Source organism: Nitrobacter sp. 62-23, from assembly GCF_001897285.1.
GTDB lineage: Bacteria > Pseudomonadota > Alphaproteobacteria > Rhizobiales > Xanthobacteraceae > Nitrobacter.
Genome location: NZ_MKSM01000114.1, coordinates 1 through 25,465, shown reverse-complemented (window position 1 = coordinate 25,465; position 25,465 = coordinate 1). Strand labels below are relative to the sequence as shown.

General features: G+C 61.5%; 22 protein-coding genes. 11 read left to right on the top strand and 11 right to left on the bottom strand.

The genetic code is table 11. The features are described 5' to 3' along the window. The first annotated feature begins 1 nt into the window (after position 1). From BGO16_RS12885 to BGO16_RS12875, 3 genes are all read left to right on the top strand, one after another. Entirely contained in the window at positions 2-529 is a 528-nt protein-coding gene (locus tag BGO16_RS12885) for a cation transporting ATPase C-terminal domain-containing protein (RefSeq protein ID WP_292619148.1), read from the top strand. Between the two features lie 263 nt (positions 530-792). Next, positions 793-1,908 (top strand): efflux RND transporter periplasmic adaptor subunit, encoded by a 1,116-nt coding sequence (locus tag BGO16_RS12880; protein WP_292619129.1) that lies wholly within the window; start codon positions 793-795, stop codon positions 1,906-1,908. Further along, positions 1,905-4,970 (top strand): efflux RND transporter permease subunit, encoded by a 3,066-nt coding sequence (locus BGO16_RS12875; RefSeq protein ID WP_292619128.1) that lies wholly within the window; start codon positions 1,905-1,907, stop codon positions 4,968-4,970. The genes BGO16_RS12880 and BGO16_RS12875 overlap by 4 nt, the downstream gene beginning before the upstream one ends. 294 nt (positions 4,971-5,264) lie before the next feature. Here the strand turns inward: BGO16_RS12875 and BGO16_RS12870 are convergent, their stop codons facing one another. Both BGO16_RS12870 and BGO16_RS12865 read right to left on the bottom strand, forming a co-directional pair. Then, positions 5,265-7,274: a TonB-dependent receptor gene (locus BGO16_RS12870; RefSeq protein ID WP_292619127.1), complete on the bottom strand. Its 2,010-nt coding sequence runs from the start codon at positions 7,272-7,274 to the stop codon at positions 5,265-5,267. Positions 7,275-7,660: 386 nt separating this feature from the next. Continuing rightward, on the bottom strand, positions 7,661-7,939 hold the full coding sequence (locus BGO16_RS12865; RefSeq protein ID WP_292619126.1) for a hypothetical protein: 279 nt from the start codon (positions 7,937-7,939) through the stop codon (positions 7,661-7,663). A 262-nt stretch (positions 7,940-8,201) separates the two neighbouring features. Between BGO16_RS12865 and BGO16_RS12860 the strand changes: the two genes are divergently transcribed. Both BGO16_RS12860 and BGO16_RS12855 read left to right on the top strand, forming a co-directional pair. After that, entirely contained in the window at positions 8,202-9,641 is a 1,440-nt protein-coding gene (locus tag BGO16_RS12860; protein ID WP_292619125.1) for a GntP family permease, read from the top strand. A 353-nt stretch (positions 9,642-9,994) separates the two neighbouring features. After that, positions 9,995-10,651 (top strand): urease accessory UreF family protein, encoded by a 657-nt coding sequence (locus tag BGO16_RS12855; protein WP_292619124.1) that lies wholly within the window; start codon positions 9,995-9,997, stop codon positions 10,649-10,651. Between the two features lie 6 nt (positions 10,652-10,657). Here the strand turns inward: BGO16_RS12855 and BGO16_RS12850 are convergent, their stop codons facing one another. The 6 genes from BGO16_RS12850 to BGO16_RS12825 are packed head-to-tail and all read right to left on the bottom strand — an operon-like array spanning position 10,658 to position 15,261. Then, the gene (locus BGO16_RS12850) at positions 10,658-11,701 is read right to left on the bottom strand and encodes an urea transporter (RefSeq protein ID WP_292619123.1); all 1,044 of its coding nucleotides are present in this window, start codon (positions 11,699-11,701) and stop codon (positions 10,658-10,660) included. Positions 11,702-11,757: 56 nt separating this feature from the next. Next, a complete protein-coding gene (gene ureC, locus BGO16_RS12845; protein WP_292619121.1) occupies positions 11,758-13,461 on the bottom strand; it encodes an urease subunit alpha in 1,704 nt (567 codons plus the stop codon). A 9-nt stretch (positions 13,462-13,470) separates the two neighbouring features. Continuing rightward, positions 13,471-13,776, bottom strand: coding sequence for an urease subunit beta (locus BGO16_RS12840; protein ID WP_292619120.1), 306 nt, complete (start codon positions 13,774-13,776; stop codon positions 13,471-13,473). Positions 13,777-13,786: 10 nt separating this feature from the next. Then, complete coding sequence (gene ureA, locus BGO16_RS12835) at positions 13,787-14,089, bottom strand: urease subunit gamma (RefSeq protein ID WP_292619119.1); 303 nt, start codon at positions 14,087-14,089, stop codon at positions 13,787-13,789. 27 nt (positions 14,090-14,116) lie between these two features. Beyond that, positions 14,117-14,851, bottom strand: a complete 735-nt coding sequence (locus tag BGO16_RS12830) for an urease accessory protein UreD (RefSeq protein WP_363092014.1) — start codon at positions 14,849-14,851, stop codon at positions 14,117-14,119. A gap of 26 nt (positions 14,852-14,877) precedes the next feature. After that, positions 14,878-15,261 carry a hypothetical protein gene (locus BGO16_RS12825; RefSeq protein ID WP_292619150.1) on the bottom strand — a complete coding sequence of 128 codons (384 nt, stop codon included), beginning with the start codon at positions 15,259-15,261 and terminating at the stop codon, positions 14,878-14,880. 90 nt (positions 15,262-15,351) lie between these two features. On the opposite strand from BGO16_RS12825, the gene BGO16_RS12820 reads away from it, so the two are divergent. Together BGO16_RS12820 and ureG are read left to right on the top strand one after the other, a co-directional pair. Further along, the gene (locus BGO16_RS12820; RefSeq protein WP_292619117.1) at positions 15,352-15,903 is read left to right on the top strand and encodes an urease accessory protein UreE; all 552 of its coding nucleotides are present in this window, start codon (positions 15,352-15,354) and stop codon (positions 15,901-15,903) included. 34 nt (positions 15,904-15,937) lie between these two features. Continuing rightward, the gene (ureG, locus tag BGO16_RS12815) at positions 15,938-16,570 is read left to right on the top strand and encodes an urease accessory protein UreG (RefSeq protein WP_292619116.1); all 633 of its coding nucleotides are present in this window, start codon (positions 15,938-15,940) and stop codon (positions 16,568-16,570) included. 298 nt (positions 16,571-16,868) lie between these two features. Here the strand turns inward: ureG and BGO16_RS12810 are convergent, their stop codons facing one another. Both BGO16_RS12810 and BGO16_RS12805 read right to left on the bottom strand, forming a co-directional pair. Continuing rightward, a complete protein-coding gene (locus BGO16_RS12810) occupies positions 16,869-17,426 on the bottom strand; it encodes a DUF1269 domain-containing protein (RefSeq protein ID WP_292619115.1) in 558 nt (185 codons plus the stop codon). A gap of 45 nt (positions 17,427-17,471) precedes the next feature. Continuing rightward, entirely contained in the window at positions 17,472-17,957 is a 486-nt protein-coding gene (locus BGO16_RS12805) for a DUF992 domain-containing protein (protein WP_292619114.1), read from the bottom strand. Between the two features lie 795 nt (positions 17,958-18,752). Here BGO16_RS12805 and BGO16_RS12800 point away from each other — a divergent pair. Further along, entirely contained in the window at positions 18,753-20,447 is a 1,695-nt protein-coding gene (locus BGO16_RS12800; RefSeq protein ID WP_292619113.1) for an alpha/beta-hydrolase family protein, read from the top strand. Positions 20,448-20,468: 21 nt separating this feature from the next. Here BGO16_RS12800 and BGO16_RS12795 read toward each other — a convergent pair whose 3' ends face one another. Beyond that, positions 20,469-21,170, bottom strand: a complete 702-nt coding sequence (locus BGO16_RS12795) for a sulfite exporter TauE/SafE family protein (RefSeq protein WP_292619111.1) — start codon at positions 21,168-21,170, stop codon at positions 20,469-20,471. Positions 21,171-21,783: 613 nt separating this feature from the next. Here BGO16_RS12795 and ybgF point away from each other — a divergent pair. The 3 genes from ybgF to ftsH form a co-directional block, all read left to right on the top strand. Further along, entirely contained in the window at positions 21,784-22,740 is a 957-nt protein-coding gene (gene ybgF, locus BGO16_RS12790; protein WP_292619109.1) for a tol-pal system protein YbgF, read from the top strand. Positions 22,741-22,889: 149 nt separating this feature from the next. Next, positions 22,890-23,924 carry a tRNA lysidine(34) synthetase TilS gene (gene tilS / locus BGO16_RS12785; protein ID WP_292619108.1) on the top strand — a complete coding sequence of 345 codons (1,035 nt, stop codon included), beginning with the start codon at positions 22,890-22,892 and terminating at the stop codon, positions 23,922-23,924. 388 nt (positions 23,925-24,312) lie between these two features. After that, a partial coding sequence (gene ftsH, locus BGO16_RS12780; RefSeq protein ID WP_292619107.1) for an ATP-dependent zinc metalloprotease FtsH occupies positions 24,313-25,465 on the top strand: 1,153 nt, incomplete at its 3' end.

Sequence of the window (25,465 nt, the reverse complement as noted above, 5' to 3'; positions counted from 1 at the left end):
CATGGTCACGTCCGTGGCTCTCGGCCTCGCCATTTCCTTCGAGCCGCATGAGGCGGACGTGATGTTGCGGCCGCCGCGCGCAATGGATCGGCCGATCGTCACCGGCTTCGGGATATGGCGCATTCTCTTCGTCGGCGCGGCGCTCGTGCTCTATACGCTCGCGGCCTTCTTCTGGATGAAGGCGCACGGCGCCTCTGACCCGTTGGCGCGCACTGTCGCCGTCAACGCCATCACGATGGGGCAGATCTTCTATCTCCTCAACAGCCGCTATTTGCTCGATTCCTCCCTGTCGGTGCGCGCCCACATGGGCAATCCCTATCTTTGGTACGGAATTGGCGCGGTCGTGGTGTTGCAGCTTCTGTTCACCTATGCGCCGCCGCTCCAGGCAATCTTCGACACCGAGGCGATGCCGCGATCCGCCTGGCTTTGGCTGGTTGCCGGGGGAGTCGTCTTTTTCCTCGTGGTGGAGATCGAGAAGTTCATCGTCAGATCAAGTCCCGCGCTGAGAAAGGCCGCGACGGCTCGTTAGAACGGGACAGGCGGATGAACGTCAGCCAGATCGCCGTGCGGATGAGACCTTGCGGATGAGATCGGGGTCGGTGGGCTCAGGGTTTATCTTCGAGGCGGAATCTATATAAGATCATGCTAAACGATATTGTCGCCACGCCACCGGCCAGAGCATTTTCGGCGAGACCAGAATCGCCTCCGATGTTCTATCTCTTTAGTTTTCACGAATTCCGGACGCAGAACCGCTGCGCATGTTTGCCGGAACGGCTCTAATGTGAGGTTCGAATGTCCTCGTCAGTTCACCCCGGCATGGTTGCCCGAAGCCGATCCTGCCTGTTGCTTGCGGTTGCTCCGCTGCTCGTAGTCATGCTGTCCGGCTGCGAGCGCGAGGTCGCCAAGGAAGCGCCGCCGCCGCGTCACGTCCGCACCGTGGTCGCCGAAAAGGGTGGTCTAGGCGAATCCATCGTCTTGACCGGACAGCTTCAGGCGGAAAAGGAAGTCGCGCTCGCCTTTCGTATCGGCGGCCGGATCATCGAGCGCCTGGTGGATACGGGCGATCGCGTCACGCCGGATCAGTTGGTGGCCAAGCTCGATCCGCAGAACGAATTGAACTCGCTTCGCTCCGCGCGCGCCGCGCTCGCGGCCGCCAACGCCCGGCTGGAGCAGGATTCCAATCATTTCGACCGGCAGGAGACATTGCTGCGGCAGGGCTGGACCACCCGCGCCAATTTCGATCAGGCCCAGCAAGCCCTGCGCACCGCGCAGGCGGCAGTGGATAATGCCAAGGCCCAGGCTGAAATCGCCGAGGACCGCGTCAGCTACACTGAACTCAGGGCGGGCGTGACCGGCACGATCACTCGCCGCGCGGCGGAATCGGGCGAGGTAGTGCAGGCCGGGCAGACGATCTTCACGGTTGCGCGCGATGCCGGCTGGGACGCTGTGTTCGACGTTTCGGCTCAGGTGTTGCGTACGGCGCCGGGCGACGCCGATGTGACCATTGCTCTGACCGACGATCCAAGCGTGACCGCCAAGGGTCGGGTGCGGCAGATCGATCCGCAGGCCGACCCGGTCACGCGCACGTTCAAGGTCCGCGTGGCGGTCAATGATCCGCCGCCGGCCATGCGGCTCGGCGCAACCGTGACGGGCCGGGTGGACGTCGACCATGGCCACGGAATTTCACTGCCTGCGAGCGCCTTGACGGCCACGGACAAAAGGCCGGCGGTTTGGGTGGTCGATCCGAACAGCCTGACCGTCAGTCTCAAGCCTGTCGAGGTTGCGCGCTTTGATCCCGGGACAGTGGTGCTTTCGGGGGGACTCGACGGCGGCGAGATCGTCGTCACCGCCGGCGTTCAGGCGCTGGTTCCGGGCCAGAAGGTCCGCCTTGAGGGCGCGCGGTCATGATCGGCCCCAATCTTTCCGAATGGGCGCTGAAGCATCGCTCATTCGTCGTCTTCATGATGCTCGCGATCACGGTCATCGGCCTGTCGTCCTATTACCGTCTCGGCCGCAACGAGGACCCGGCCTTCACCTTCCGCACCATGATCGTGCAGGCCGCCTGGCCCGGCGCGACCATGGAAGACACGCTGACGCAGGTTACCGAGCGGATCGAGCGCAAATTGCAGGAGACCACGGGCCTCGACTACCTGCGGTCCTATACGACCCCCGGCCTGACGACGATCTTCGTCAATCTCAAGGGCTCGACCTCGCCCAAGGAGGTGCCGGACATCTGGTATCAGGTGCGCAAGAACATCGGCGATATTCGCGGCTCGCTGCCCCAGGGCGTGGTCGGCCCCGGCTTCAATGACGATTTCGGCGACACCTATGGCCTGATCTATGGCTTTACGGCCGACAACGGCTTCAGCCACCGCGAATTGCGCGACTATGTCGAGGAGATGCGCTCGAAGCTGCTGCAAGTTCCCGACGTCTCCAAGATCGAGATTCTCGGCGCGCAGAACGAGCAGATCTATGTCGAATTCTCGACCCGCCAGCTCGCCGGGCTCGGCATCGACCGCGCCGCGCTGATCGCGGCGATCCGGGCGCAGAACGCGGTCATTCCGGCCGGGTCGATCCAGACCGGCGACGAGAAATTGTCGATCCGCGTCAGCGGCGCCTTCAAATCCGAAAACGACCTGCTCGACCTCAATTTCCTGTCCAACGGCCAGCTGATCCGCCTGCGCGACATAGCCGAGGTACGCCGCACGCTTTCGGACCCGCCGCAGCCGATGTTCCGCGTTAACGGCAAGCCTGCCATCGGCCTCGCCATCGCCATGCGCGACGGCGGCGATATTCTCGGCCTCGGCGCGAATGTGAAGAAAGCGGTCGCGGACGAAGTTCAGGAACTGCCGCTCGGCGTCAATGTCGCGCTCGTCTCCGACCAGCCGGTCGTGGTCAAGACGGCGATCGGCGAATTCATGGAATCCCTGTGGCAGGCCATCGCCATCATCATGGCGGTGAGCATCATCAGCCTCGGCCTGCGGCCGGGAACGGTGGTGGCGCTGACCATCCCGCTGACGCTCGCCATCGTCTTTCCGATCATGGAGGCGCTGCACATCGATCTTCAGCGCATCTCGCTCGGCGCCCTGATCATCGCGCTCAGCCTGCTGGTCGACAGCGCCATGACGACCATCGACGTGATGATCGTGCGCCTCGGCCTCGGCGACAGCAAGGAAAAGGCGGCGGCGTTCTCCTATGACAGCGTGGCCGCGCCGATGCTGACCGGCTCCTTCGTCACGGCGGCCGGCTTCGTCCCGATCGGCTTCGCCCGGTCCTCGGCCGGCGAATATACGTTTTCGATCTTCGCGGTCGTCACCATCGCGCTGATCGTCTCCTGGTTCGTCGCAGTGATCTTCGCGCCGCTGCTCGGCGTCTGGCTGCTCAAGCCGGAGGCGAAAAAGGAGGAAAAGCCGAGCCGGGTGATGAATGTTTTCCGCTCGGTCCTGCTCGTCGCCATGCGCTATCGCTGGATCACGATCGGCATCACAGTCGGCTGTTTCGTCCTGTCGCTTCTCGCCATGCCCCTGGTGCCGCGTCAGTTCTTCCCGGCCTCGGACCGGCCGGAGCTGGTGGTCGATCTTACCTTGCCGCAGAACGCCTCGATCTTCGCCAGCGACAAGGTCGCCGAGAGGCTCGACGCCGTTCTCAAGGAGGATCCGGACGTCGCCAGCTGGAGCACCTATGTCGGCCGCGGCGCGATCCGCTTCTACCTGCCGCTCAATGTGCAGCTTGCCAATGACTTCTTCGCCCAGGCGGTGGTTATCGCCAAGGACGTTGCCGCGCGCGAGCGGCTGCATGCCAAGCTGGAAAAGACGCTCGCCGAAAATTTCCCCAGCGTCGTCTCGCGCGTCTCGCCGCTGGAACTGGGGCCGCCGGTCGGCTGGCCGGTGCAATATCGCGTCAGCGGTCCCGATCTCGGGCAGGTGCGCGCGATCTCCTTGCAGCTCGGGGCGATCCTCGGCAATGAAGGCGCGTTACGCCGCGTAAATTTTGACTGGATGGAGCCGGCGCGCCAGGTGCGGGTCGAGATCGACCAGGATCAGGCGCGGCTGCTCGGCCTGAGCTCTCAGGCCCTGTCGTCCTTCCTCAATACGGTCATGACCGGCGCGCCGGTCACGCAGGTGCGCGACGACATCTATCTCGTCGACATCATCGCCCGCGCGAAAGGGGAGCAGCGCGTCTCGCTCGACACATTGCAATCCTTGCAGGTGCCCCTGCCAAGCGGCCAAACGGTTCCCCTGAGCCAGATCGCGCGCTTTGAGTACGACCAGGAATATCCGCTGGTCTGGCGGCGCGACCGCGTGCCGACGCTCACGGTTCAGGCCGATGTCGCGCCCGGCGCGACGCCGGAAGGCGCGGTCGCGGCGCTCGCGCCGGCGATCGCCAAACTACGGGCGGACCTGCCGCGCGGCTATCATATCGCGGTCGGCGGCACGGTCGAGGAAAGCGCCGCGTCTCAGGCTTCGGTCTATGCGGTGGCGCCGGCCATGCTGTTCCTGATGCTGTTGTTCCTGATGGCGCAGTTGCACAGTTTCAGCCGCCTCGCCATGGTGCTCCTGCTCGTGCCCATGGGGTTAATCGGCATCGTTCTGGCGCTGCTGTTGTCCGGCCGGCCGCTGGGCTTCGTCGCCATCCTCGGCATTCTCGCTTTGATGGGCATGATCGCGCGCAATGCGGTCATTCTCATCGAGCAGATCGAGGCCGAGCGCAAACAGGGCCGCGACCTGTGGAACGCCATCGTTGAAGGCGCGGTGTCCCGATTCCGGCCGATCATGCTGACCGCGATCTCGACCGTGCTCGGCTTCATTCCGATCGCGCCGACGGTGTTCTGGGGGCCGATGGCCTTCGCCATCATGGGCGGCCTGTTCGTGGCCACGGTGCTGACACTCCTCGTCCTGCCGGCGCTCTATGTGATTTTCTTCCGCGCTAAGGAAGTGGAGAGCCAGCCAAGTCCGGCACTCGTTGATTGAGATGGAGGGCGGCGATGCGGTCGGCGGAAGAAGGACGTGGCGCCATTGGACGGCGAAGGTTGCACGGTGTTTTCGCGCCAAGCCCATCCTCGGGCTTGCCCCCGAGGATGGATGACAGGTTCGCATGAAGAAAACGCACGGGATCAAAATCATAGCGCCGCGCTTCTGATCCCGTCAGAAAGCAAAAGGCTCTAGAAGTCTGCTTCAACGGCGTTGAATCAGGCTCGTCGCCCGTCTTCTTTGTTTGAGCATGATCGTGTCCGAAAACCGGTTTCCACGTTTCGGGATCAGGCTCTAAAACCGTCCTGTAACGGTGAGCCGGACGGCGAACGGCTCGACCGGATGCAGCACCCGGTCCATGACCCCGGTCGAACAGACAGCCGCCGGCGGAATATTGGCAAGGCACTGCGCAAATAGCGCATCCGACTTCAGCAGCGATCCGTAAGCGTAGGTGATCTGGTCGGTCCGGCTGTTGGTCAGGTTGAACGCATCGAGTTGAACCCGCCAGCCGTTCTCGAATCGATAACCGATCTGTCCGTTCAACAACCCGGTCGCGGGCGAGGTGAACGCGTTGTCCTCGGTCAGCGGGCGCGGTCCGAAATAACGATAGCGCAATGCGCCGAACCAGCCGATCGCTTCGCCAATCCGCATGCCCGCCGACGCGATCATGTTCGGCGCGCCGGGAATGTAGTTGCCGGGCGCGTTGCCGATCTGGCTTTCCGGATAGCCGGCGAGTTCGGCATAGGCCGCGGCCTGATCGGGCTGGTCTCCGCGAAAGCGCGCGTGGGTGAGCGCGATATCGCCATCAAATCTCAACCATGATGCCGGTTGATAACGATTGGTCCATTCGATGCCATAGCGTCGGCTGGGGCGGCTGGCTTCGGTGTCGCCGGCATCACCCACGAACAGGATTTCAGAGGCCGAATCCAGAATGAACACGCTGACCGCGCTATCGAGGCCGGCGATGGCGCGGGAACGGATGCCGATTTCGGCGCCGCGCGTTCTGACCAGAAACGGCGAGGAGTCGACCGGAGAGCCATCGGTTGGCGATTGCGTGATGGTCACGCCTCGCGCATCGTTGCTGTGAAAGCCTTCGCCCGCATTGATGAAAAACTCGGTGTTGTGGAACGGCCCGAACACGACGCCGGCCTTCGGACTTCCGATTGCGGCCTGTGCCCTGCCGGAATTCGCTGCGTTGAAAATCGAATCGACATTGGTGGCATAGAAATCGCCGCGATAGCCGAGCGTGGTGCGGAGCCAGTCGGTCCATCGCACGGTGTTGCTGATGTAAAGGCCGATGCTGCCCTCCTGCACCTTGTCGCTGCGCACATCGGACAGGAACTGCCGCTGCACGGTGTTGGTCAGCGCGACATCGATGTCGTCATAGCGGCTTTGCAGGCCGATCTCGGTCTCCGTCGGCAGGCCGGCGAGGCTCACGCTAAACGTATGCGAGGCGTCGACGCCGCCTACCAGGCGATCGTCATGCTGATGGAATTGGTCGCCGTTGACGGGATCGTCGAGGAAGAAGGTGAAGTTGTTCCACAGATCGAGCGAACTCTTGATGACGTAGACATTGGCCCGCGAGACGCCCGCCTCGCCGGACTGCGCCCATTGGCCCGACAGCGAAAAGCGGTCGGACCTGCCGCCATCTGTCGGATCGAGCGCGCCATAGCGTCCGATCTCGCCGGATTCAATGGCGCGCAGCGGGATCTGGTCGGTCGAATTCCAGCGGTTGGAATAGGCCATCGCGGTCAGCGAGAACCCGTCGTCGGGCGTGCCGTGGCTGTAGCGTACGACGCCGTTGAGCTTGCGCAGATCGTCGGGATTATCCCACGGGCCGTTATATGCGTTGACTTCGCCTGCCGCCAGCAGCGTGCCGTCGCCCACCTTGTTCGAGGTGATACCGAGCCCGCGCCAGTAGCCGAAACTGCCCATGGTCAGTGAGGCCATCGAGCCGGGCATGCCATTGATGAGATTGATATGCGCGGCGCCCACGGATGAGAAATCACCTTCGTCGGCGAAATACGGCCCCTTGCGGATGTCGATGGAGCCGATCAGCTCCGGGATCAGAAAGTTCAGGTCAGCGTAGCCTTGCCCGTGGCCGTGGGTCCGCATGTTCACCGGCATGCGGTCGACCGTGATTGCGAAATCGGTGCCGTGATCGAGATTGAAGCCGCGCAGAAAGTATTGGTTGGCCTTGCCGTCGCCGCTGTGCTGGGTGACGATCAAGCCGGGCACGACCTCGAGTGCCTCGGCCGGACGCGAGAAGGGCCGGGTGTTGACCTCGGTGCCGCTGACGACCATTTCACTCGCCGCTGACAACTCGGGCCGGGGCGATCCCGGAGATGACCCCGAACCGGACGTTGCGGGAGCAGGCGATGGGACCGTGGCGGCGGGCGCGGCCGGTCGCGCCGTGGCGTGGTGAGAGCGGCTAGCGGTGGCGCCCCTGACCTGTGTATGCCGAGTCCGCCCGTCCGACACGACTTCGATGGTCGGCAACGCGTTCCGCTGCGATGACGTAGATGGCACCGCGTTCTGGGCCTGAGCCGACTGTACCCAGGCAGCGCTTGTCATGTACATCAAAACGGCTATTCGCGGGGACGCTCGCGGTCGCGTCCTTGAGTTCATAGCTTATCCCCGTCGAAAATCTTGCCACCTGCCTCCGGCAAGCCGGCCACGAAGAGACGATGTCAATGAATGTCATCGGTAATGAAGTCATGCCAAAATGTGGTGCTTGGCGAGCGGCGAAATTCACGGGATCCATTGAGCGCTCGCTTCATTATGGGCAGATATTTCGTTTGCATCAAGAGTTTGCGGGCGTCATACTTTGCACAACCTGCCTCGCGGGAGATGAACAGCATCTTCAGCAGGCAACGAATCCGTTGTCGTCTTTTTCTCTTTTTCTCTTTCTCTCGGCTTGCTCTTCCTCCTGGCTTTTTATGAGGTTTGCCTAGCTCGATCCAACGCATGCATCTCCCATCTATTGGCGCCGTATCCACCACATTGAAGTCCCGCACTGGCGTCCGTCCCCGGACCGACAGCGATCTTTGCAGTGCGCTCGTCTGTAAATTAAATTCATTCAATGGAATACTATCAGAACCGCGCTTCCGACGTGCTACGTTCCGACGAACTGGCTCGCGCGTCGAGTAATTTTGCGAGCGTTGACATCCTGCCTCACGGGGGGCGGGCAACGACGTCGTTGCTGTCATCCTGAATTCAAGGGATTTAGATATGGGGCTTCTCGGAATATTGGTCGGACTCGCACTTCTGATGTGGTTCGCCTATCGAGGGTGGAGCGTTCTCCTCCTTTCCCCGGCCGCGGCGCTCCTTGCCGCCTTGATCTCGGGCGAGCCCCTTCTTGCTCATTGGACGCAGACTTTCATGAGCGGTACGGCCGGGTTCGTCGCGCGATGGTTCCCGCTGTTTCTGCTCGGCGGCATCTTCGGCAAACTGATGGACGATAGCGGCTCGATCACGTCGATCGCGCGCTTTCTGACGGAACGTCTGGGCGTGCGCCGGACGATGCTTTCAGTCGTGCTTGCGTCCGCAGTGGTGACCTATGGCGGCGTCAGCGTATTTGTCGCGTTCTTCGTTCTGGTCCCGATGACCCGTGAGATGTTCAAAGCCGCGAACATCCCCGCCCGGCTGATGCCAGCGGCGATCGGGCTTGGCGCCTTCACATTTACCATGTCGGCGCTTCCCGGAACCCCGTCGACCAACAACGCGATTCCGATGCCCTATTTCGGAACGACAACGTTCGCGGCTCCGGGCCTGGGCATCATCGCATCCATTGTCACCTTTGTCTTCGGCATGTGGTGGCTGGCGCGGGCGGAGGCCGCCGCGCGCAAGGCCGGCGAGGTTTATGTCGAGGACTCCGAAATGCCCGCCATCGACGAGAAGGTTCGCGAACAAGCGACCTTGTCGGGCGATTTCGATCCGGCCGAACTGTCCCACGGCCATCGCGCTGACCGCTACCCGCCTTTCATCTTCGCCTTGCTGCCGCTTATTGTCGTCATCGTCGTGAATTTCATGATGGCGCTGGTCATTCTCCCGCGCATCGACTTCTCCTTCCTCACCGTGGCCCCGTGGAATCTGGATGTCGGAGGGCTCATCGGGGTGTGGTCTGTCCTGATCGCACTCGCAGCCGCCATTCTGACCCTCATAGCCGTCAACTTTCAGCGGCTCACTGCGCTGCGCGAAAGCCTGGATGCCGGTGCGAATTCGTCAGTCCTGCCGATTCTGACGGTTGCCAGCCTCGTCGGTTTTGGCGCCGTGGTGGCAGCGATGCCGGCATTCACCATCGTTCGCGACGCGGTGTTGCAGATTCCGGGAGGACCGCTGGCATCGCTCGTGGTGGCCATGAACGTCCTGGCCGGGCTCACGGGGACAGCGTCCGGCGGAATGGCCATCGCGCTGAACGCGCTGGGCAGCGAGTACATGCGTCTCGCGCTTGAACATGGCATCGATCCGGCGCTGATGCATCGTCTGACGGTGATCAGCGCAGGGACGCTTGATGCCTTGCCGCACAACGGCACGGTTCTCCTGCTACTTCAAATCAGCAAGCAAACCCATGCCGACAGCTATTTCGACATGGTCATGACCGTGATCGTCAGCGTGATTATTTCGCTCGTGGTCGTTCTTGTCCTGGGCTCGATGTTCGGATCGTTCTAGTGGAGTGAATTTGACATTCGCTACCCACTTTGCAGCAAACCCGTCAGGCGAATGTCAAATTCAAAACTCCACTAGAAACCTGATAGCTGCTAGTGGTCCTTTGATTCTAACATTTGCAGGAACGCCCTGCCGCAACGGGATGCAAATGTTAGAATCGGACCACTAGCTGAAGAATTTTTCAGCGAGGTGAATCGGTTGCCAGCATAAAGTGGGATTAGGCAATAATCCCTGGAGCATGATTGGATTCAACTCGATCAGATCACGCTCCAGCGGAAAGGCGTGCCGGGACATGCGGAGACCCGGCAGCCTCAAATCAGAGAAGGCATGTGGTTTATCACGACGGCCCCGGAGTAATGCCGCTTCACCTGCTGCGTCTGGCTAGCCTGAGCCTGCCCGTGGGAGCGTTCTCCTATTCCCGCGGTCTGGAAGCGGCCGTCGCCGCGCGCATTGTCGTCGACGAGGCCAGCGCGTGCGAATGGATACTGGGAACGCTCGAACACACCTACGCCGTGCTCGATGGCGCGCTGTTCTGGCGCATGACCTGCGCATTGAAGCATGACGACAGCGAGCGATTCCTGGCTTTGGATGCCTGGCTCGCGGCGGGCCGCGAGAGCCGCGAACTCGCGCTCGAAGACACACGGATGGGCGAAGCACTGCTGCAGCTTCTGCTCGATCTGGAGGTGCCGCTCGCCCGGCGCGCTCCCGGGCGCGCTGTCACTTATCCGGCGATGTTCGCGATCGCTGCCCATCATTGGCGGATCGCATCGGCCGATGCGCTCAAAGGTTTGATGTGGAGCGTGGTCGAAGCACAGGTGGCGGCTGCGATCCGTCTTGTTCCGCTCGGTCATACCGCCGGCCAGCGCATTCTGATCGCGGCGGTGCAGGTGATCGAACGCGCGTCCGCGAATGCCGCTTCGCTTCCGGATGATGAAATCGGCAACGTCGCGCCGGCACTGGCCATGGCCAGCGCTTGGCATGAGACACAGTACAGTCGCTTGTTCCGCTCCTGAACGAACTCAGGTCTGCGAACGCTCGCTTTCTTCAAGATAGCGCCGCCGGTTGTCTTCCGGAGTTGTCGCCTCGGCGGGAGGAACGGGTACGAGCGCTTTGAACGCATACTGGCCGATCAGCATGGTCCAGGTGACGATGACGAAGGTGGAAGTCAGCACGGGCATGCCGATGGGCTTGAGAAAGATGGCGATCGACGCCCAGAGCCATGCTGAAACGATGGCGCCGAATACGGCGTAAAGGAAGCTGCTCCAGGTCAGCACCAGAAAGAAACCGCCCAGAGCGATCGCCGTAAGCGCCGCATTATAGCCGAACAGGCCGTCGCGAATGGCGCCCTCCGGCCCTCCGAACATCACGGCGACAACCGTGCCGATCACCGCGCCGAGAAACGCCATCGTGGCGCTGATCCGCGAATTGATCGCCATGCCGACAATGATGATGTAACCCGTGATCCAGTTGTCCTGGAAAAAGATCTGGCCGATCGACGTGCCTATTCCCTCATACCATGTTCGAAGATCATAGGGCGCGTCATAGGGAAATTGATCTGGCGAGACCGGCTTCGCCATCGGTCCGGCATCGATGGCGTCGAATTTCAGGACGGCGAACAGAAACAGCCAGCCCACGAACACGAAAGGCATCGTCAGCGGCGCGACCTTGTGGGGGCCGAGCAATGCCGCAATGCTTGCAAAGGCCATCGTGGTGAGCGCCGCGGCGCAGATCAGATAGGCCAGCATGGCGACGGACGGTATCGCGCCGGCGCGGAAATCCTCGCTCGTAAACGCAACGAGCGCGAGTGCGACCAGCGCACCGTTGAAGCCGAACAAGCCATCACGAATAAGCGCCTTGTCGGCCTTCAGAACGATGGCGGTCAATGTGCTCGCGACCACTCCGACGACGCAGATTGCGGCATATATCCACGAATTGACGAGAAGGCCGGCAAGGATGACCAAGCCGGCCAACGGATTATTCTGAAACACGACCTGGCCGACGCCGCGGAGCGTCCAATCGACGAAGCCCAAGACGGCATGGTTCTGAAACCGGTCAACACGCATGGAAGCCCTCCGATTCTCGACAAGATCAACCCTGCGTTTCCGGGCGCGGTCTCAGATCAGAACAGAAAGTATCGCTGCGTCATGGGTAATTCGCGCGCCGGCTCGCAGGTGATGATCTGGCCATCGACGCGGACCTGATAATTCTGCGGATCGACCTCCAGCTTCGGCGTGAGTCCGTTGTGGATCATGTCTTTCTTGCGAATGGTCCGCGTCCCGCGCACGGCCACGAGTTGCTTGCTGAGCTTAAGCTTGCCGCCGATATCGTCATCAAGCGCCGCCTTGGAAACGAAGGTGACGCCGGTCGAGCCGAGGGCGCGGCCAAGCACCCCATACATCGGCCGGTAGTGCACGGGCTGCGGTGTCGAGATCGAGGCGTTGGGATCGCCCATCGGGGCGCTGGCAATCATGCCGCCAATCATGACAAGGGCCGGCTTCACACCAAAGAAAGCCGGCTTCCACAGGACGAGGTCGGCGCGTTTGCCGACCTCGATGGAGCCGATCTCGTGCGCGAAGCCATGCGTGAGCGCCGGATTGATGGTGTATTTGGCGACATAGCGTTTCGCGCGGAAATTATCGTTGCGCGCGCTGTCCTCCGGCAACGGCCCGCGCTGCACCTTCATCTTGTGAGCCGTCTGCCAGCAACGTAGCGTGGTCTCGCCGATGCGGCCCATCGCTTGCGAGTCCGACGACATCATCGAAAACACGCCGAGATCATGCAGGATGTCTTCCGCGGCGATGGTCTCCTTGCGGATCCGCGATTCGGCGAAGGCGACGTCCTCCGGAATCTGCGGGCTGAGGTGATGGCACACCATCAGCATGTCGAGATGCTCGTCGATGGTGTTGATCGTGTAGGGACGCGTCGGGTTGGTGGATGACGGCAGGATGTTCGCTTCACCCGCCGCCGTGATGATGTCGGGCGCGTGGCCGCCGCCCGCGCCCTCGGTGTGGAAACTGTGGATCGCCCGGCCTTTCATCGCGGCAAAGCTGTCGCGCACGAACCCGCTTTCATTCAGCGTGTCGGTGTGCAGCGCGACCTGGATGTCCATTTCATCCGCGACGGTCAGGCAGTTGTCGATCGCGGCAGGCGTCGTACCCCAGTCTTCGTGGAGCTTGAGGCCGACTACACCCGCGCGAATCTGTTCCCGCAGCGGCTCCGGCAGGCTGGCATTGCCCTTGCCCAGCAATCCGACATTGATCGGCAGCGCCTCGACCGCCTCCAGCATCCGGTGGATCGCCCAGGGACCCGGCGTCACAGTGGTTGCCAGCGTGCCGACGGTCGGTCCCGTGCCGCCTCCCACGAGCGTTGTGGTGCCGCTGGAGAGAGCTTCCTCGGCCTGCTGGGGCGCGATGAAATGGATGTGGGTATCGATGGCGCCCGCCGTCAGGATCCGGCCTTCGCCCGCGATCACGTCGGTGCCCGGCCCGATGACAATGGTCACGCCCGGCTGAATATCCGGATTGCCGGCCTTTCCGATGCCTGAAATACGGCCGTTCTTGATGCCGACGTCGGCTTTGACGATGCCCCAATGGTCGAGGATGATGACGTTGGTGATGACGAGATCGGCGACATCGCCGGCCAGCCGCTGGCTCTGTCCCATGCCATCGCGAATGACCTTGCCGCCGCCGAAGCTGACTTCCTCACCGTAAATGGTGTGGTCCTTTTCGACCTCGATGATCAGCTCGGTGTCGGCAAGACGCAGCCGGTCACCGGTCGTCGGGCCGTAAAGGTCCGAATACGCCTGGCGCGTGATCGTAGCCATCTGCGTCTCCTACAATTTGCCCATGATCTTGGCGTTGAAACCATAGACCTTGCGGTCGCCCCCCAGCGCCACCAGCTCCACCGAGCGGTTCTGGCCTGGCTCGAAACGGACGGCCGTGCCTGCCGGAATGGCGAGGCGGAATCCTTTTGCCTTCTCGCGATCGAACACGAGCGCGGCATTCGTTTCATAGAAATGATAGTGAGAGCCGACTTGAATGGGACGGTCTCCGCTGTTCGCGACGTCCAGCTTGCGAACCTCGCGCCCTGCATTCAGTTCGATGGAGCCATCCTCGATAAAATACTCACCGGGAATCATGGTGGCCTCGTTATGGAATCGGGTTGTGAACGGTGACGAGCTTTGTCCCGTCGGGGAAGGTGGCTTCGACCTGGATGTCGTGGATCATCTCCGGCACCCCTTCCAATACATCCGCTCGGGTGAGTAGCGTGGCGCCGTATGACATCAGCTCCGCGACCGTCTTGCCGTCGCGGGCGGCCTCGAGAATGGCTGCGGAGATATAGGCGATCACCTCGGGGTAATTGAGCTTGACGCCCCGCGCCTTTCGGCGTTCCGCCAACAATCCGGCGGTGAAAAGCATAAGTTTATCTTTCTCACGCGGCAACAGTTCCATTGCCTGACCTCCCACCTACATTTCGTCTCATGTCGCCCATATGCGCGGCGTCGCGGCTCGCTTGCCCTGTCCGGCCTCACGCAGCACATCCCACACGCGGGTGAAGAGCGATTTGCCCTCGGACATCATCTCACCGAGATAACGGCAGACAATTCCCTGATCGCGCTGGCTCACCGAGAAGACATTGCGCGCCTTCTCCCCGAGACAGTCGCGAACACGCTCCGCCGCGTTGTCCGCGATGGGGCCGACATAAATCATGGTGCCGACGATCGGTCGTCCGCCGAGTGCGAACGCCGCACGGTTCAAGGGCGCGTCGCCTTGAAGAAAAAGCCGCTCGAACCAGACAGGACGACCACCCAGCGACACCTCGATCCGCTGCTGCACCGAACCTCTCGCAAAACGCTCGCCCGCGGCAGGTCGTCCCAAACTCAGGAAATCCCAGCCGACATAGGTCGCATCCGCGGCCGCGAGCGTCACGCGCGTTCCGACGTGAGCGTCAGCGCCATCAAAAATAATGGTCTCCTGGGGAAGATACTCGCAGACGGCGCCGGCGCCGACATTGATCGAGGTTGTCTGTTTGCTCAGGCCGTTTACGCTGCGGTAAAACTTTGTCGCGCCAGGCGTCGTCAGGACGGCGCGCGTTCCTGGCTCAAGATGACAGGTGATCTCAAGCCTGTCGCCACCGGCAATTCCGCCGGGCGGGTGCAACAGGTAGATATGGGCTGTGCCATCTGACTCAGGATGGAAGGGACGCTGTACCACAAGCGGTCCGACATGACGGCGGCGCATCAATCGTGTTTTGCCATCATGGTGTTCGAGCCAAAGTTCAAGCTCTGCACGCCAGCAATCTTCGTCCAAGGAAAACCCCCGTGCTGCGGCGCCATGATCGCCATGCGAGCATAACGCGAAAGGATGCAGCCCACAAGATGCCGACGGAAGAAGTAATCCGGACAGCGGAATGACACAGGGAGCCTATGCAAGTCGGTACGTGGCTTGAGGCGGCATGCGAACTGCGGCACACCTGTAACCGCTTTCCGAAGTTCATGTAAGGTTATGACATTTGCTCTTGACGAACTTGGGAAAGCAAAGAGTGCGAGCAGCTTTATGCTTCCAGTACCGCTTTCGATTTGAAAGACCTGAATTTGAAAGATCTGAAGATGAACGCGCTGCATGGGGTGCATGAATTTTCAAATCGGCGGGACTGGCTTTCGCCCCGAGATTCTGCAAAACCTTTACAACTGAACTGACAGAGAGAACGCAGCATGTTGCGGGCGATCGCTATTCAAGCCGCCTCGAAGGCGGGTGTTGACACACATGCACCGTCCCCTTTTGGCACGGCGGTGTTGCAGCACGATGAACGTCATCTGCGCCGCAAGGCGATCAAGCTGACGGATGGCAGCAAGGTCCTGGTCGATTTGCCCGAGCCTGTTGTCCTGGCCGCGGGGGACGCGCTTCTTCTCGACAATGGCGCTGTCGTTGCCATCGTCGCCGCCGACGAACCGCTCTACGAAATCACGGCGCGTAATAGCGCCGATATCGCTCAACTCGCCTGGCACATTGGCAACCGCCATCTGCCGGCTGCGATCGCGGCTGACAGGATTCTGATTTTGCGCGATCATGTCATCAAGGCGATGCTGATTGGACTTGGCGCCACAGTGCGTGAAATCACGGCTCCCTTTAACCCGTTGCGCGGCGCCTATTCAGGGCACGGACATCAGCATGGTCACGATCATAAGCACGACCATGCGCACGACCATGACCATGATCATTCACATGACCATGATCATGGCCATCACCACCATCATCATGATTGAAGCGAACTCTTGAACGGAATTGAGGACGGTGGTCATGGCATCGCGTAACGGTCCCCTCCGCGTGGGCATCGGCGGACCTGTCGGCTCGGGCAAAACAACGTTGACGGAGAAGCTGTGTCAGACACTGCGCCGGAAATTCTCGATCGCCGTCATTACGAATGATATCTACACCAAGGAAGATGCGCTGATCCTTGCGCGGCACCAGGCGCTTCCGGAGGACCGGATATTGGGAGTCGAGACCGGGGGCTGTCCGCACACCGCCATTCGGGAAGATGCATCCATCAATCTCCAGGCGATCGCCGAGATGAACCGCAAGTTTCCGGATCTCGACGTGATCTTTATCGAGTCGGGAGGCGACAATCTTGCCGCAACGTTCTCTCCTGACCTGGCCGATCTCACGCTCTATGTAATTTCCGTTTGTCAGGGCGAGGATATTCCGCGCAAGGGCGGTCCCGGCATCACGCGCTCGGATTTCCTTGTGATCAACAAAAGCGATCTTGCGCCTTACGTGAAGGTCGACCTCGATGTCATGCGCGCGGACGCCAAGCGAATGCGCGGCGACCGTCCGTTCGGTTTTACCGATCTCATGCGCGGCGACGGCGTTCAGATCGTTATCGATTTTCTCATGGAGAGCGGCGGATTGGATATGGCTGATCGGACAGCCTGATGCATACGACTCGATGCGCGCGACAGAAGCTGTCGCGCGATCCGGTGGTCAAGAGCCTGTTTGAAACGTTTGCTGTCCGGGTGTCCCGGGTGCGCTGCGGCACGAAGTGACGCCGCGCAGACCCGGAATCGTTGCAGACCCGGGATCGTTGCAGAAAGCCTCGCAAAGACCCCGGCTCAGCAGCGCACCGTTTCACGCTGCGCTGCGTCCGGGGAATAGCCGGCAGATGCCCGGTGACTTTCCGAACAGGCCCTTAAGCGAGCATCGAGCCTGTTCTCCGCTGCCCGCCTCAATCACCCTAACGTGCGGCCTTGGCCCCCTCCACGCCGTCACTCGGGCTCGGTGCGTGCGCCTGCGCGAGCGCTGCCGTGAGCTTGGCCTCCTGTTCGGAGGACAGAGACGAGCGAATGAGATGCCCTTTGTATCCGGCAAGCTCCTTGAGAACCTTTTCCGGCTGTGCCTTCCGAATCAAAAGAAACAGGGCGGATGTATCCGGCTTGAGCGTTTCGCCGATCGACTTGATGAAGTCATCGTTGATTCCGAAATCCATCAAGCTGCCGGACAGAGCCCCTGAGCCGGCTCCAACCAATCCGCCTACCGCGAAACCAGCAAGTGGATTGAGAAACAGCAGGCCCACCAAGCTTCCCAGGATCGCCCCATTCAATCCGCCGGTGGTTGCCCCGATGCGAACGAGATTGACGGACTGCTTAATGCGAACGCTGCCGTCACTATCGCGGATGGCAACAACGGCATCTTCAAGGTCTATGAGATATTCCTTCTGCAATCGGGTGAGGTCAGTTAGAACCCGATCTGCATCATTCTGATTTTCAAAGCCTACAATTACCAGATCAGACATTCTGAAATTCTCCAGAGCAAGAGTTGGTCTCGATGGTGTTATGCTTTAGCGCGGCCCCCTCGGTCCCAACGTAAGACGCGTTACTCCCACCGCGAGATTGATGCCGACATTCAGTTCGACGGACAGCGGCTGCAACACGACCGATCTCCGCGACCCGCCGATCAGAACGTTCGCGCCCAGACCAGGTCCGAAGGCAACATTGCCGCTGGCGCCGACATAGGTGCCCCTCATGGTGCCGGGACCGATGCGGGAATTTTTAGCGAGAACTGCCCAGGACAAGATGCCACCCTGAGTAATGCCCAGATCGAGACCCACCCGGTTGATGCGCCCTTCATAGATATAGCGGCGCGCCGGACGAACCTTGTGGAACACGCAACGAAGCGACTGCGTGGATCCCAGCACCAATCCAACCCGTACGTCTGCCGAACATATCAATCTGCCGACGCGAAGGAGATCGGCGCGCGCGGGCGATGTGACAATGCACATCCATGTGATGGCGCCCACGACACCGATCAGACTTGTTCTCAACATGCCGGGATCCTTTCAATTCCTGCCATTGCGCTCGTTTCACGCCCTCAGGGGCAGAAATCCCGGAAAGCCCGGACCCGGTTGGTATAGTACGGGCAGAGGTGCCGTGCGGGCGGTTCTGTCCGGAAGGACGGCCGCGGCAGTCATAAATCCTGCGCCGCACTGGCTGGTCGCCGCGACGACCGCTGCGGATCCGGCGGGCGGGGACGACTTTTGTCCTTGCGCGCGTTGCGCATTGAAGTCCGAAATCACTACAGATATCTCTGCCCGAGCGATGATGATGTCATGAAGCCGACAGGACAAACGGAAGCACCCATGACAAAACAAGAATGCAAAAACACGAATGCAGAAGTCGACGCACAGGCACCGTCCTTAATTATTGAGCTTGCTTGCGCCTGAGTTGGAGCACTTCCGGCGAAACTATAGAATCGCCCCGATACTCCATATCTTTAAATTGTCCGTCCCTTTTCTCTAACGAGTTTTACGCAATTTCCGAAGCCGCTACGCACGTTTGCTGGAATGGCGCCGGCTCAAATACATTGCCGAATGTCCTTGATTGACAACAACCTTCGGTCAGACATCACAGCAGAGAAAAAACGATAGATCAAGACAATATCATCGTTACGAACGTTAAACGTCAGCATCTTAGGGCCTGATGAATCCGGTTGCCGGTAACGTGCTCCTTCGCAACAATCAAAAACGCCCCAGATTTATCGCACCACATTGTGGTACGATTCTCCGTTTCAATCAGGTTACGTTGTTGAGGAAAATCGTCCATTGGCCATTTTGAGATATTCCATGGAGATCGTCCGGCGGCAGATACAATCGTTGTCCGGTGTCGGGCTTCTGCTGGGGGCCGTGTTCTTTGCGGCTGCGCTCACGCCGTCGCTGATTCCGCGGCACTATCTGACACAGGGCGCCCTTGCGGGAGGTTGTTTTGCGATCGGTTACGGCGCCGGCGTGTTGTGGCGCTGGTTGTGGCGCTATCTCGAACTTCCCCAACCTTCCGACCGAATTCGCTCCGTCACCAACGTTGGTGTCTCGGTTCTGTGTCTTGCAGTCATGGTCACCTTTCTCTGGAAGGCAACAGGCTGGCAGAACTCGATTCGCGCCGTCATGGGCATGGAAGCGGTCGAAAGCTCCCGTCCTTTCAAGGTATGCGCAATCGCAGCGATCACGTTCCTGGCGATCCTGGTGGTGGCACGGCTTTTCAAGACCGTGACCGGCTTTCTCTCCACCCAGATTCGCCGTTTCATTCCAAGAAAAATAGCCAATGCTATCGGCCTGCTTCTGGCGGCGCTATTGTTCTGGTCGATTACCACGAACTTCCTTATTCGTACCGCGTTTCGAGCGGTTGATACGTCGTTTCGCGAACTCGACGCCCTGTTCGAACCCGAACGGCAGCAGCCGACTTCTCCTGGAAAAACGGGAAGCGCGGCGTCCCTGCTGACATGGAATGAACTCGGTCGAACCGGCCGCCGGTTCGTGGCGTCGGGGCCCAGCGCTGACCAGATCCGCGCATTGACGGGACGGCCTGCCCTGGAGCCCATCCGCGTTTATGTCGGCCTGCGCAATGCCGCTACAGCGCGCGAGCGCGCCAGACTCGCGCTGGCCGAGTTGAAGCGCCAGGGCGGCTTTCAGCGTTCCACCCTCATCATCGTTACGCCGACCGGTACAGGCTGGATCGATCCGTCGGCGATGGATTCGGTCGAATATCTTCACGACGGCGACATCGCCAGCGTCGCGATGCAATACTCTTATCTGAACAGCCCGCTTTCGCTGATGTTTCAACCCGAATATGGCAAGGAGGCGGCGCGCGCACTGTTCGCCGAAATCTACGGATATTGGACCACGCTGCCGAGAAATGCGCGTCCTAAACTGTATCTGCACGGCCTCAGCCTCGGTGCCTTGAACTCGGAGAGATCGTCGGAGTTGTTCGAGACGATCGGCGATCCCATCGCTGGCGCCCTTTGGAGCGGGCCTCCCTTCGAGAGCCGAATCTGGCGCTCGATCACGGCAAATCGCAACGAGGGGTCTCCTGCCTGGCTGCCGCAATTCCGCGATGGCCGCTTTGTGCGATTCATGAACCAGGACGGATCGACGGTCCCCGCCGACGCGCCCTGGGGTCCGATGCGCGTCGTCTATCTGCAATATGCAAGCGATGCGATCGTGCTGTTCGCATATCGATATGCGTATCAACGCCCGGCCTGGATGCAGGAGCCCCGCGGCCCGGACGTTTCTCCGGAATTGCGGTGGTATCCGATCGTCACCATGCTTCAGCTCGCCGTCGACATGCCCGCCGCGAACAGCACGCCCATGGGGTATGGCCATGTCTATGCGCCGGAACATTACGTGGATGCATGGATCGCCGTAACGGACGTGCGCAACTGGTCTCCCGAAGCGATCGCAAAGCTCAAGACGTATCTCGCGAACAGGGCAAGGCGCGAAGTCGACACAGCGGCCGACAATCCCTACTCGGACCGTGGCGGATGAGCATCCAGCCTGCGATGGCGGCTATAGCGTTATCAGTACCGTCTGGACGATCGTATTCAACCCGATCGATATGGTGACAACACCGACCACGACCTGCAGGCCCCGATTGACCCAGGTCAGGAATTTCGCCGATGCCGCGATCGGCAAGGCGATCACCGTGGATAAGGCGCCCATTCCAATCATCGAGCCGACGCCGAAAAGCAGCACGTAAAACAATCCCTGCATGGGATCCTTGGTCTGCGATACGGTTAGCACGAGCAGCGCGGCCGATCCGGCCATGCCATGCATCAGCCCGACCAATAGCGAGCGCCAGCGAAAGCCATGGCTGTGCTCGTGCGCACTCAAGGCATGCGGCACTTCCTCGCCGGCGTGACCGTGGACATGAATGTGCCGCCTGCCGTCACCATGGGTATGCTGATGGAAGTGAACGCGATCGCGCCACAGCCGCCACAATACGTGAACGCCGAGCCCGACCAGCATGATGCCCACCGCCGTCTCCAGCCGTTGCTCGAAATGTGCGGGGATCGCCTGGCCGAGCACCAGCGCCACGCCGGCGAACAGGAATAGCGTGATGGTGTGCCCCATTCCCCAGGTCAGCCCGTGCTTGACGATATCGCCGATCTGGCTTCGCCGCGCAGCAATGCTCGACACCGCGGCGATGTGATCGGCTTCCAGTGCGTGTTGCATCCCCAGCACGAAGCCAAAACCCAGAAATGCCAGCATCTCAAAATGGCTCCAATTGAATGGGACGACACTAGAGCATTTCCAGCAAGAATGCGCAGCGATTTTGCGTCCGGAATTGCTCCGGCCGGCATTCATTCGCCCATCGACCTGCCCCTTTTCTGACTGCGTCACAGATCTTACTGCGTCACAGAGTGTCGCCGCTTATTGTGCAACTCGGGCCGCACACCATGGATACCTCGATGCGAGGCAGTCACCCGCGGCGCCGGGAGAATAGGGGCGGACCGCTGGTTTTCGTCGAGCGTGCGCGCTTCGCTGCGCCACCTTCCTGCTCCGGTCAATGCGGCGCTCGTCATCCGCCGTGATGGTTCGAGCGGTAAACGCCACAGCGTTTCGAGCGAAGCATAGTCTCGGGCTTGACCCGAGGATGGATACCGGTTCGCGTGAAGAAAACGCATCGAAACAATAATCAGAAGCGAAAATGCTCCAGGCGCAGGGCAGTGAGCGCCGACCAAGACAAAATATAGACAGGAGACGGGCGGAGAAGATCGTTGTAAAGTGATTGCCGGTGTTGGACCAAGTCACATTTTCGGCGCAGTCGGGTTTTCAATGGGTGCGCTTTCGATGCGACGTTCATTTCAATCGTCAGGCCAAAATGTCATCCATAGCCCCGAGGCTTGTGCGCGCAGCGGCCGTTGCCGCGGTGCTTGCGCTTTCGTCACCCGCGTTCGCGCAATACGACGTCGATCCTGAAATCCGCATTCAGCAACTGGAAGACCAGTTGAGGACGCTGACCGGGCAGAACGAGGAACTGCAACATCGGAATCGGATGCTCGAGCAACAGTTGCAGCAGCTGCAGCCGGCAGGCGCGCCGCCCGCCGTTGCCGCCGCTCCGCCGGCGCAATCGGCCCCGACCTACCGTCAGCCGGCCTATGATCCGGGGGGAGGGCAGGCGCCCGTCGTCCAGGAGCAACCGGTCAGCGTGCCGGCGCAAGGCCGTCGCGGTGATGCTTTCGATCCCAGCCGAAATCCCAACGCGCCGGGTGCGCCGCGCGCGCTCGGTGGCGGGCGCATGCCGATGCCGGAACAAGCCGTGGGGTCGCCCGGCAGCCGGGAAGCCGGCGCGCCGCTCGACCTCGCCAACACCAGTCCGCGCCGTCCGGGAGGCTACCCGGCGCCCGACGCAACGCCGCCCCATACCGGCGGCCTGACCACGCTGCCGCCGTCGGCGACGCCGCGCGACGAATTCGATCTCGGCATCGGCTACATGCAGCGCAAGGATTATGCGCTGGCCGAGGAAACCATGCGCAATTTCACCCAGAAATACCCGTCCGATACGCTGACGGGCGATGCGCAGTACTGGTTGGGCGAAAGTCTGTTTCAGCGCCAGAAATATCGCGAGGCGGCCGAGGCTTTCCTCGGCGTCACCACGAAATACGACACCTCGGCGAAAGCGGCCGACGCCTTGCTGCGGCTCGGACAGTCCTTGGCTGCGCTGAAGGAGAAGGAGGCCGCCTGCGCCGCGCTCGGCGAGGTCACGCGCAAATATCCCCGCTCCTCGGCGGGCGTGAAGCAGGCGGTGGACCGCGAGCAGAAGCGGGTGAAGTGCTGAGGAGCTAGCGTCGGGGACCACTTTCACCGGACCACTTCCATCCATGCGTCCGGCACCCATGCGTCCGGATGGCGCAGGCTTTGCCGGCGCATCGGGAGTCTTTTCGCTTCTGATGGAATCAGCAGCGCAAAGGCTCTAAATATGGCGGCATGATCGAGGACGACGCCTCGCCGATCTCGGCAACGGAAGCCAAACCGTTCTTCGCGAACTGGAAGGCCGCCCGCGCGCTGGTTTTAGCGGTGTCCGGCGGTCCTGATTCCATGGCGCTGATGTGGCTCGCGGCGCGCTGGCGGCGGGCCATGACGCGTGGTCCCGATCTGATCGCCGTCACCGTCGATCATGGACTACGGCGCGAAGCGGCACGCGAGGCGCGTAACGTGAAGCAACTCGCCAGTTCTCTCGGTATGACCCATCGCACCTTGCGCTGGACCGGCGAGAAGCCGGTGACCGGGCTGCCCGCGGCCGCCCGCGAGGCGCGATACGCGCTGCTGTTCAAGGCGGCGCGCTCCCATGGCGCGAGCCACGTCCTGACCGCGCACACCCTGGACGATCAGGCCGAGACGGTCTTGATGCGGATGTCACGTGGCAGCGGCATCGCCGGTCTGTCTGCTATGACGCGTGAAACGATGCGCGAGGGGTTCATCCTGGCCCGCCCGTTCCTGCATGTTCCGAAATCGCGGCTGATCGCGACGCTGGACAAGGCCGGGATCGGCTATGCGGAGGATCCGACCAATCGCGATGTCGGCTTCACGCGCCCGCGGCTGCGCGCTCTGATGCCGGCGCTGGCGAAGGAAGGATGCGACGCTCGAAATCTGGCGCGGCTGGCATCGCGCCTGGCGCGGGCCAATGCCGCGCTGGAACTTCTGGTCGACGGGGCCGAGCGCTATCTGGCGCTGCAGGATCGCACAGCGCGACGTCCGGGCTTTCAGGCAAGGGCCTTCGCGTCTCTCGCTCCGGAGATCAAGGTCCGATTGCTGTTGCGGGCGATCGATCGCGTCGGCTGCGAGGGACCCGCCGAATTGGGCAAGGTCGAGACCCTGCTGCTGGCGCTCGACCGCGCGGCCGCGGGCGGCGGCGTTCACGGTCGCCGTATTTTGCTGAGAAGAACCTTGGCTGGAGCGCTGGTGACGCTCACCGCCGAGCGGATCAGCGTCGAGCGCGCGCCGCCGCGGCGAGCCCGCTGACGCATCGCGGGCGTTAACCCGTTAACCGTTGTCCGAAAAATACCGCGCCATGATGAGCCGGAACGGCTCCGTCCCGGCGCCTGGGCCCGCCCGTGCGCTGAAATGCGCTGGAGCGAGGGAGTAATGGCCCGCCTTTCTGGCTATTGAAAGGTGAAGCGGATCAAAGAGGTGATAGAACAGAAGCCGGCCGGGTCCGGCACCATTCGGCGCGGCCTTGCGGCCTTGTGTCAACTTGTTCCAGTTGACGACGTTTATTTATTAAGACCCGCGCGGTTCCCTTGGCAGCGGCACCCTCCGCGCCTAGATTGTATCCGTATCGGCACCCCCTATCTATTGAGTCGATACAGGGACACCCGGCTGCGATCCGCGCGGCCTCGAAGGAAAATCGATGAACGCCAATATGCGCAACTTCGCCCTCTGGGTCATCATTGTCTTGCTCCTGTTGGCGCTGTTCACGCTGTTCCAGAATCCCGGCCACCACACAACCGCGCAGGACATCTCGTTCTCGCAGTTGCTGACGGAAGTCGATCAGAACAATGTTCGCGATGTCGTGATCCAGGGACAGGAAATTCACGGCACGTTCACCAACGGCTCCGCTTTCCAGACCTATGCGCCGACCGATCCGGGTCTGGTGAAAAAGCTCTATGACGCCAAGGTGCAGATTACCGCGAAGCCTCCGGGCGACAGCGTGCCATGGTTCGTGTCGCTGCTGGTCTCCTGGCTGCCGTTCATCGCGCTGATCGGCGTGTGGATTTTCCTGTCGCGCCAGATGCAGGGCGGCGCCGGCAAGGCCATGGGTTTCGGCAAGTCGCGCGCCAAGATGCTGACGGAAGCCCACGGCCGCGTCACCTTCGAGGATGTGGCGGGCGTCGATGAGGCCAAGCAGGACCTGCAGGAGATCGTCGAGTTCCTGCGCGACCCCGGCAAGTTCCAGCGCCTCGGCGGACGCATTCCGCGCGGTGTGCTGCTGGTCGGCCCCCCCGGCACCGGTAAGACGCTGATCGCGCGCGCGGTGGCGGGCGAAGCCAATGTGCCGTTCTTCACCATTTCGGGTTCCGACTTCGTCGAGATGTTCGTCGGCGTCGGCGCGAGCCGCGTCCGCGACATGTTCGAGCAGGCCAAGAAGAACGCGCCATGCATCATCTTCATCGACGAAATCGACGCGGTCGGCCGTCACCGTGGCGCCGGTCTCGGCGGCGGCAATGACGAGCGCGAGCAGACGCTGAACCAGTTGCTGGTCGAGATGGACGGTTTTGAGGCCAATGAGGGCGTGATCCTGATTGCCGCGACCAACCGCCCCGACGTGCTCGATCCCGCGCTGCTGCGTCCCGGCCGCTTCGACCGTCAGGTCGTGGTGCCTAACCCCGACGTCGTTGGTCGTGAGCAGATTCTGAAGGTGCATATCCGCAAGGTGCCGCTGGCGCCCGATGTCAACATCAAGACCATCGCCCGCGGCACGCCCGGTTTCTCCGGCGCCGACCTGATGAACCTCGTCAACGAGGCGGCGCTGACGGCCGCCCGTCGCAACAAGCGCATGGTGA

Coding starts and splice junctions, on each gene's coding strand:
- BGO16_RS12885 (WP_292619148.1), top strand. CDS start 2: ATGGTCACGTCCGTGGCTCTCGGCCTCGCCATTTCCTTCGAGCCGCAT.
- BGO16_RS12880 (WP_292619129.1), top strand. CDS start 793: ATGTCCTCGTCAGTTCACCCCGGCATGGTTGCCCGAAGCCGATCCTGC.
- BGO16_RS12875 (WP_292619128.1), top strand. CDS start 1,905: ATGATCGGCCCCAATCTTTCCGAATGGGCGCTGAAGCATCGCTCATTC.
- BGO16_RS12870 (WP_292619127.1), bottom strand. CDS start 7,274: ATGGTCGTCAGCGGCACCGAGGTCAACACCCGGCCCTTCTCGCGTCCG.
- BGO16_RS12865 (WP_292619126.1), bottom strand. CDS start 7,939: ATGCGTTGGATCGAGCTAGGCAAACCTCATAAAAAGCCAGGAGGAAGA.
- BGO16_RS12860 (WP_292619125.1), top strand. CDS start 8,202: ATGGGGCTTCTCGGAATATTGGTCGGACTCGCACTTCTGATGTGGTTC.
- BGO16_RS12855 (WP_292619124.1), top strand. CDS start 9,995: ATGCCGCTTCACCTGCTGCGTCTGGCTAGCCTGAGCCTGCCCGTGGGA.
- BGO16_RS12850 (WP_292619123.1), bottom strand. CDS start 11,701: ATGCGTGTTGACCGGTTTCAGAACCATGCCGTCTTGGGCTTCGTCGAT.
- ureC (WP_292619121.1), bottom strand. CDS start 13,461: ATGGCTACGATCACGCGCCAGGCGTATTCGGACCTTTACGGCCCGACG.
- BGO16_RS12840 (WP_292619120.1), bottom strand. CDS start 13,776: ATGATTCCCGGTGAGTATTTTATCGAGGATGGCTCCATCGAACTGAAT.
- ureA (WP_292619119.1), bottom strand. CDS start 14,089: ATGGAACTGTTGCCGCGTGAGAAAGATAAACTTATGCTTTTCACCGCC.
- BGO16_RS12825 (WP_292619150.1), bottom strand. CDS start 15,261: ATGCAGCGCGTTCATCTTCAGATCTTTCAAATTCAGGTCTTTCAAATC.
- BGO16_RS12820 (WP_292619117.1), top strand. CDS start 15,352: ATGTTGCGGGCGATCGCTATTCAAGCCGCCTCGAAGGCGGGTGTTGAC.
- ureG (WP_292619116.1), top strand. CDS start 15,938: ATGGCATCGCGTAACGGTCCCCTCCGCGTGGGCATCGGCGGACCTGTC.
- BGO16_RS12810 (WP_292619115.1), bottom strand. CDS start 17,426: ATGTCTGATCTGGTAATTGTAGGCTTTGAAAATCAGAATGATGCAGAT.
- BGO16_RS12805 (WP_292619114.1), bottom strand. CDS start 17,957: ATGTTGAGAACAAGTCTGATCGGTGTCGTGGGCGCCATCACATGGATG.
- BGO16_RS12800 (WP_292619113.1), top strand. CDS start 18,753: ATGGAGATCGTCCGGCGGCAGATACAATCGTTGTCCGGTGTCGGGCTT.
- BGO16_RS12795 (WP_292619111.1), bottom strand. CDS start 21,170: ATGCTGGCATTTCTGGGTTTTGGCTTCGTGCTGGGGATGCAACACGCA.
- ybgF (WP_292619109.1), top strand. CDS start 21,784: ATGTCATCCATAGCCCCGAGGCTTGTGCGCGCAGCGGCCGTTGCCGCG.
- tilS (WP_292619108.1), top strand. CDS start 22,890: ATGATCGAGGACGACGCCTCGCCGATCTCGGCAACGGAAGCCAAACCG.